This is a genomic window from Streptococcus oralis (assembly GCF_001578705.1).
Classification (GTDB): Bacteria; Bacillota; Bacilli; order Lactobacillales; family Streptococcaceae; genus Streptococcus; species Streptococcus oralis_J.
Genome location: NZ_KQ969056.1, coordinates 1 through 283, shown reverse-complemented (window position 1 = coordinate 283; position 283 = coordinate 1). Strand labels below are relative to the sequence as shown.

Below are 283 nucleotides of genomic sequence, written 5' to 3'. Positions count from 1 at the left end.
TTTGTTATAGTGCCCTGCACATTGGTTCGTCTTGTTCAGTTTTCAAAGGTCTTTGTCACTCAATCTCTCAAGCGACAACTATATTAGTATATCACAGCTGTTGACCTCTGTCAACACTTTTTTGAAACTTTTTTTACTTTTTTCATCCCTGCGATACACACATAGTCCGTACGGGATTCGAACCCGTGTTACCGCCGTGAAAAGGCGGTGTCTTAACCCCTTGACCAACGGACCTTGAGTTTTTCAACTCTTTCTATTATACCTACTTTTCAAACTTTGTCAA

At 40.3% G+C, this 283-nt stretch carries 1 tRNA gene; it reads right to left on the bottom strand.

Annotated features, from left to right (window positions below):
* Positions 1 to 162: 162 nt before the first annotated feature.
* A tRNA-Glu gene (locus SORDD05_RS09690) sits at positions 163 to 234 on the bottom strand.
* Positions 235 to 283 lie beyond the last annotated feature (49 nt).